Below are 7,322 nucleotides of genomic sequence, written 5' to 3' on the forward strand. Positions count from 1 at the left end.
ATATAAAAAAAGCTCAACTGAAAAGTGAGCTTTTTTGACTAAAAAAATCAGGCTGTCCGTAATTTGACACAGCCTGTTTTCATTTGTTATAACATGATAACGGATTCTATTTTAGATACTTCTTTGTAATAATCAATTACTTCATCGGCATTATTGACAAAAGTCTCTACGGTGATGGACTTGTATTTACCACCTGATGATTCTTTTTCAGCGTATTTGGTACTTGCATGCGTAAATACTTGTTTTACTTGCTCTATTTTCTCCAAATCGGCTTTTACAATGAATTTGAATTTGTACAAGGATGGAAATTGTTCTACAGCAATCAATTTTTCTTTGAAATTTGTATAGAAATCTTGCTGATTATTTCCGTCTTCAATATCTTGGATATTGATGTTGTTGTTTAATTCTGACATTTTTAATCTCCTTTTGTTGATTATTATCAAAAGCTATTCCATAAATAGTGGCCTGACAGACTTGCAGATTAATTGTCGACTGCAATAGGTCTATCCTGTGGCGCTTTACCCCAATTTTTGTTTGGTGTACTGCTCATTTCAATTTCGATTGTACCACCTTTTAGAACTTCTTCATAAGTGATAAATGATTTGGAATAAGATGCACCGTTACGTTTGATACTTTTGATGTAGCTGTTTTTCTTCGCTTGGTTTTTAACCTGTATCGTTAACTGTCTATCATTTGGAAGGGTAATCGTAGCTTTTCCATCATCGGTGATCCGAAAACATAGACACCGCTGATTGGATTTAATGGATACATACCCATTGCTGAAAACACATACCAAGCACTCATCTGTCCAGCATCGTCATTACCACACAAACCATTAGGTTTGCTTGTATAGAATTCCATCATGGCTTTACGGGCAAGTGCAGAACCTTTCCAAGCTTCTCCTGCATATGCATACAGGTAAGGGACATGGTGATTGGGTTCATTGCCTTGAGCATATTGACCGATAAGACCAGTAATATCATTTGAAGCTTCTCCGCCCAGATCGGAAGACATTGTTGTGAACTCGTCAAGTTTCTTCAAGAAGTTTTTATCGCCTCCAAAAAGATTGATTAAGCCTTTTACATCTTGAGGAACTAACCAGGTGTATTGCCATGCATTACCCTCACAGTAATCGTTTTCACGGTGTTTAGCCATCAATGCGTTGAATGGTCTTCTAAACTCACCGTTAGCTTTTCTTCCCACAAAATGTCCTACTTCTTTATCAAAATATTGCTCATAAAGATTATATCTCTTCTCAAAATATGCAGCATCTTCTGTTTTGCCTAATTTCACCGCCATTTTGTAAGCACTATAATCTGCAATAGCATATTCTAATGCCCAAGCTACAGATTCATGATCCATGCTGTCAATTGGAATATAAGTTAAGTCACGTACGAATTTTAAGCCGTTTTCATAACCCATTGCGGTGGTTTTTACTGCTTCCCAAGCCAATTCGTAATCTTTCTCATCTAAAATCCCTTTGATAACAGCATCAGCTACTACAGGTATTGCTGGTAATCCAACCATCGTATTGGTCTCATTACCCTGTAAATGCCATACCGGTAATTTTCCCTGTTGCTGATAAATAGCCAGCATGGTTTTAATAAAATCCTGATTGATCTTACGATCCTCCAGTAAATTCATTAAAGGGTGAAGTCCACGGTAGGTATCCCATAAAGAGAATACGGTATGGTTGGTAAAATCCTGTTTTTCGTACACTTGTTTGTCTGTGCCTAGATAATCACCATTTGCATCGTTAAAGATGGTCGGTGCAAAATAGGTATGATACAAAGCGGTATAAAAAATGGTTTTGGTATCTGCATCTCCTTCAAATTGAATTTTATTTAAAGTGCTGTTCCATTTGTCATTTGCCTGTTTCTTCGCATCTGCAAAATTCCAGTTCGGCATTTCCACCTGTATGTTTTCTAAAGCATTTGTCGTACTTACAGATGAAAGACCAACCTTCACTTCAATGGTTTTATTTTTTACAGCATCAAAAAATAAAGCAGCTTTAATAGCTTGACCTTTTACGGTAGAAGAACCTAATTTTTGACTGTTCTCCTCATAGAACTGTACTTTTTGGATAGGAACAGATGTTTTTAAAGCAAAATATACTTTTTGGTCACTTGCCCATCCTGAAGAAAAGCGGTATCCGACAAATGTGCTGTCATTGATTTGCTTAATGTACGAGTCTGTTGTTTTATCCCAGTTCATCTTAAAAGAAAGATCGATGAATAAGTGGGCATTGTCCGATTTATTATAGACATACTGATGATAGCCGACACGCTCAGTTGCTGTTAGATTTGCCTGAACTTGGTAATCGTCTAATAGAACACTGTAAAATCCAGGTTGGGCTATTTCATTTTCTTTTTTAAAGCTAGATCCATAGCCAGTACCCATCTTGTTAAATTCAGCTGGTTTTAACTGTACTTTACCGTTTGCAGGTACAATCATAATATCATTGAGATCGCCAATACCGGTACCGCTAAGATGTGTATGGGTAAAACCAAGGATTTCTTTGCTTTTATAATTGTAACCACTGCACCAGTCCCAGCCATTAAATTGATCCCAGGTCTGCGCAATCTGAGATGGACCTAATTGTACAGCTCCTAAGGGCACATTGGCACCGACAAATACGTGTCCATGGTCTTCGGAACCGATAAAAGGGTTCACATATTGTGTCAAATTTTGTTGAGCCATTAAACTTAATGGCGTTAATGCAAGAATACTTAATAAAATTTTATTGTAATTCAATTGAATCATAATTAATTAGTTTGATCTTATTTAGGGGTGAAATATACCATTTTTTTTGCTCAATAAATCCTTTTAGCTTAAATATTTTTACATTATGTGGCGTTATTACTTTATTTTTTTTTAGATTAGTAACTCATATTATAAACACACTATACTTAATGAAGAAGAGAATTTTGATCAGTGATATAGCAAAGGCTTTAGGGGTTTCAGTTACTACGGTATCTTTTATATTGAATGACAAAGCCAAGGAGAAGCGTATAAGTGAGTCATTGACAAAGCGAGTTCTTGATTATGTTAAAAAAGTCGGCTATAAACCTAATGAACTTGCTAAAAGTTTACGTACAGGTAAAACAAAAATTATCGGGCTGATCATTGAAGATATTTCAAATCCTTTCTTTGGTAATATCGCGCGTTTGATTGAAACTAAAGTTTATGAGCAAGGATACCGGATTATCTATTGTAGTACCAATAATGATAGCGAGAAGACCAAAGAGCTGATCGGTATGTTTAATGATCGACAGGTTGATGGTTTTATCATTACACCTTCCGAAGGAATTGAAGAGACAATTTCTAATTTGCTTCAATCTAATGTACCTATTGTTTTATTTGACCGTTATTTGCCTGATGTGGACACAGATTATGTTATTGCAGATAATTTTCAAGGTGCCTTTGATGCTACCGTTCATTTTAATGAGCAGGGCTATAAAAGAATCGGTCTAGTCTCGTTATACTCTGATCAGACCCAAATGCGGGATCGCCTAGATGGCTACATGAAAGGTATGGATCAATTTAAGAAGCAGGTATACATCAAGAAAATACAACTGGACGCATCAGAAGCAGAGGCAATTGATGACTTACATGAGTTTGTTGTAGATAATCGCCTGGATGCTGTTTTGTTTGCAACTAATTATTTGGCAATTACAGGACTTAAGTCTGGGAAGAAACATAATTATAAATTACCGGCACTAATTGCATTTGATGATCATACGGTATTTAAATTGCACGAACCTGCCATCACTGTTGTTTCGCAACCTATTGAAGAAATTGCGGATCACATTATCAATATTTTATTGTTAAAATTGCAGGGTAAAGCCAAATCAATTAAACATCTGACACTACCCTGCGAATTGAAAATACGTGAATCTTCTATTTTGAAGCAATAGTATCTGCTACAAATACCATAGAAATGGAGTTGACACAATGACGTGTGTTTTTATCGGTCAATCTTTCGCCGATGAAAACATGCCCGAGGTGTGCTCCGCATGCGTTACACAGAATTTCTGTTCTTCTTCCATCTGCATCTGTTTCTTTTCGTATAGCCCCTTTGATTTCATCATCAAACTAGGCCAGCCGCAATGCGAATCAAATTTATCTTCCGAACGATAAAGTGCAGCATTACATCTTTTGCAAACGTAAGTTCCTTTTGTTTTATTATCCAGTAGGGTGCCTGTGTAGGGACGCTCCGTTCCTTTGTGAACAATAACATGTTCCTCTTCTGGCGTTAATTTGTTATATTTTGTTGAATCTTCCATTGTCTTAAAGATTGATGTTTGTTTTGAAGCTTGATGCGTCTGTGCATTACAGGAGGTTATTAAAAAAATCAAGCCATTTAAAAATACTAATTTTTCATGATAACTGCATATCCGTAAAGTTACAATTCTCTAATCAATTCTTTGTCAGCATACTGTTATCAAGAAACACTTTCGGGCAGTTTTGAATTTTTTTATGTCCTATTGATGTCTTAAATTTGAGGCTTATCAATTTCCGCCTTGAAGTACAAGAGGTGGTTTAAATCTGCATTAAATAGTCATTTTAAAATAATTTAGAACGATTATAAATTGATAAATAACGTCACAAAATTGTCAGGGATTTATTAATAAGTTATACTTTTGTGGCATTACTAGGCAGAGTGTGCTCTGTTTAGAATGGTGTTTAAATTTTTATATTCACAAATAAATAGTATAAAGTGTTAAATATGAGAAATATCTCATCCGTTTTGGGAAAACTTGCGAGGATAGCGTCAATGAGTTTGGTGCTGTTATTTGCCGTTACGACGCTGCATGCGCAAGATGTCAAGGAAGGTGAAAAAATCTTCAAAGCAAAGTGTACGAGCTGTCACAAAGTTGATAGAAAAGTTGTTGGTCCTGCCTTAAAAGGTATTACCGAAACTAAGTCTGAAGAGTGGTTGATTAAATGGATTAAAAACTCTCAAGCTTTAATTGCTTCCGGTGATGCCGATGCAATTGCAATTTTTGAGGAGTACAATAAATCTGTGATGACTTCTTTTACAGATTTATCAGATGATAATATTAAGTCAGTATTGGCTTATATTAAAGCTGAGTCTGTTGAGAAACCTAAAGAAGATGGTGCTACAAGTGGTGGGGCTGCGAAAGATGACAATGCTAACATGTTTATGATCTTCGGATTAATAGGTATTGTTGTTTTAGCAATTGTTGTTATCGTTGTTTTAAACCGTGTCATCCGTACTTTAGAGAAGGTTATCGCAACAAATCAAGCTGCTGTTGAAGCAGAAGAGGAGCCTCAAACGAGTTCTAAATTCCTTGCTTTTGCTAAAGCTTTTGTTAAGAACAAGAAATTAGTCGGATTTGCTGTATTAATGCTTGTTGCTTTATTGGCTGTTGGTGGTTGGAAAACCATGTGGAACGTAGGTGTTCACACAGGTTATCAGCCGGTTCAACCGATTAAATTCTCGCACCAATTACACGCGGGTGTAAACAAAATTGAGTGTCAATATTGTCACGGTGGTGCTTTTAAATCTAAAAATGCATCTATTCCTTCTGCAAATGTTTGTATGAACTGTCACAATACGATTACTGGTTCGGAGCATTATGATGGTGAAATTTCACCTGAGATTGCAAAAATCTACCGCGCATTGGACTTTAATCCAGAGACTCGTACTTACGGAAACAATCCTAAGCCGATTCAGTGGGTTCGTATTCACAACTTGCCAGATTTTGCTTATTTTAACCACTCACAACACGTTACAGTAGCAGGAGTAGAGTGTCAGACTTGTCACGGACCTATTGAAACAATGGAAGAAGTGTATCAATACTCGCCATTAACAATGAAATGGTGTGTGGATTGTCATAAGGCAACAGATGTGAAATCAGATAACAAATACTACGAAGACTTAATCAAAGCGCATGAAAGCATCAAAAAAGGTGAAAAAATGACAGCGGCGATGATCGGTGGTCTTGAGTGTGGTAAATGTCACTATTAATAATTATTCAGAAATACGCAATCTTATATACAGCTTAAATGGATAGCAATAAAAAATATTGGAAAGGTTTGGAAGAATTGAAACAAACACCTGCTTTTGTAGAAAAAAGCAAGGGTGAGTTTGCCGAATCTATTCCTGTAGAAGATGTCTTAAATGAAGCAGGGTTGAGTACAAAAACTCCTCGCCGTGACTTCTTAAAAGCATTAGGTTTTGGTGTTGGGGCTGTTACTTTAGCAGCTTGTAACAGCACTCCTGTGCATAAAGCAGTTCCTTATTTAATTAAACCAGAGGAAATTACTCCAGGTATTCCTAACTTTTATACTTCGACTTTTAACGGTCAGAGTATCTTAGTAAGAACGCGTGAAGGTCGTCCTATTAACGTAGAGGCAAACCCGAACGCAATTGGTTTAAATCAAGGTACAGATTCGGGAACTGCAGCATCAGTTTTAGACTTATATGATGAGTCTAAATTAAAAACAGCCCAAATAAAAGGGCAGGATGTTGAATGGTCTAAATTAGATAGTACTGTTATCGCTGCGTTAAATGCAGCAGCTACTGCTGGAAAACAAATTACTATTGTTGCAAGCACAGTAAATAGTCCTACTACATTGGCTGCAATCGCTAAATTAACGGCGAAGTACCCAACGACTAATTTGGTTCAAGTAGACGCTGTTTCTTATAGCGCTATTATTGAAGCGAATAAAAACTCCTTTGGTAAAGCAGTTGTTCCTTCATACAATTTTGAAAAAGCAAATGTTGTTGTTTCAGTAGCATCTGATTTCTTAGGAACTTGGTTAGCTGGCGAGGAGCATACACAGCAATATATTAAAAACCGTGATTACAAATCATTGAAAAATGGTAAGATGTCACGTCACATTCAGTTTGAGTCAGGTCTAAGTATGACTGGTTCAAATGCCGATGTGCGTATCGCAATTAAACCTTCGGAAGAAGCAGCTATTTTAATTTCATTATATAATGCAATTACAGGTTCTTCTTTAGCGGGTGGTATTGCTGCAAAAAGAGCACAAACTGCGGTTACTTTAGCGGCAAAAGAATTGTTAGCAAACAAAGGTGCTGCTGTTGTGGTTGCTGGTTCAAATGATATTAACATTCAAACATTAGCAAATGCGATCAACAGTGCATTAGCTTCATACGGATCGACAATTGATTTAGATAATTTCTCTAAACAACATCAAGGTTCTGACGTTGCATTTTCACAATTCTTGACAAACGCAAATGCAGGTCAGGTAGGTGTTGCTTTATTCTTAAACAGTAACCCTGTTTATGATTATTTCAAAGCTGACGACGTGAAAGCGGCATTGAAGAA

At 36.5% G+C, this 7,322-nt stretch carries 6 protein-coding genes and 1 pseudogene; 3 read left to right on the plus strand and 4 right to left on the minus strand.

All coding sequences use genetic code 11. The features are described from left to right. Nucleotides 1–86 precede the first annotated feature (86 nt). Both L950_RS23250 and L950_RS23255 read right to left on the minus strand, forming a co-directional pair. Nucleotides 87–413, minus strand: a complete 327-nt coding sequence (locus tag L950_RS23250; protein WP_021190954.1) for a DUF493 domain-containing protein — start codon at nt 411–413, stop codon at nt 87–89. Between the two features lie 68 nt (nt 414–481). After that, nucleotides 482–2,763 (minus strand): annotated as a pseudogene (locus L950_RS23255) (GH92 family glycosyl hydrolase). A 149-nt stretch (nt 2,764–2,912) separates the two neighbouring features. On the opposite strand from L950_RS23255, the gene L950_RS23260 reads away from it, so the two are divergent. After that, the gene (locus tag L950_RS23260; protein ID WP_021190956.1) at nt 2,913–3,917 is read left to right on the plus strand and encodes a LacI family DNA-binding transcriptional regulator; all 1,005 of its coding nucleotides are present in this window, start codon (nt 2,913–2,915) and stop codon (nt 3,915–3,917) included. Here the strand turns inward: L950_RS23260 and L950_RS37605 are convergent. Both L950_RS37605 and L950_RS23265 read right to left on the minus strand, forming a co-directional pair. Continuing rightward, nucleotides 3,901–3,978 (minus strand): hypothetical protein, encoded by a 78-nt coding sequence (locus tag L950_RS37605; protein WP_410528156.1) that lies wholly within the window; start codon nt 3,976–3,978, stop codon nt 3,901–3,903. The genes L950_RS23260 and L950_RS37605 overlap by 17 nt on opposite strands. Beyond that, nucleotides 3,975–4,286: a peptide-methionine (R)-S-oxide reductase gene (locus tag L950_RS23265; RefSeq protein WP_231577824.1), complete on the minus strand. Its 312-nt coding sequence runs from the start codon at nt 4,284–4,286 to the stop codon at nt 3,975–3,977. The genes L950_RS37605 and L950_RS23265 overlap by 4 nt, the downstream gene beginning before the upstream one ends. A 443-nt stretch (nt 4,287–4,729) precedes the next feature. Here L950_RS23265 and L950_RS23270 point away from each other — a divergent pair, with 443 nt between their 5' ends. Continuing rightward, nucleotides 4,730–5,995 (plus strand): c-type cytochrome, encoded by a 1,266-nt coding sequence (locus L950_RS23270; RefSeq protein WP_031288851.1) that lies wholly within the window; start codon nt 4,730–4,732, stop codon nt 5,993–5,995. A gap of 38 nt (nt 5,996–6,033) precedes the next feature. Continuing rightward, nucleotides 6,034–7,322 (plus strand): TAT-variant-translocated molybdopterin oxidoreductase (locus L950_RS23275; RefSeq protein ID WP_021190958.1); only part of this gene is annotated, 1,289 nt, incomplete at its 3' end.

It is taken from the genome of Sphingobacterium sp. IITKGP-BTPF85 (assembly GCF_001006065.1).
Classification (GTDB): domain Bacteria; phylum Bacteroidota; class Bacteroidia; order Sphingobacteriales; family Sphingobacteriaceae; genus Sphingobacterium; species Sphingobacterium anhuiense.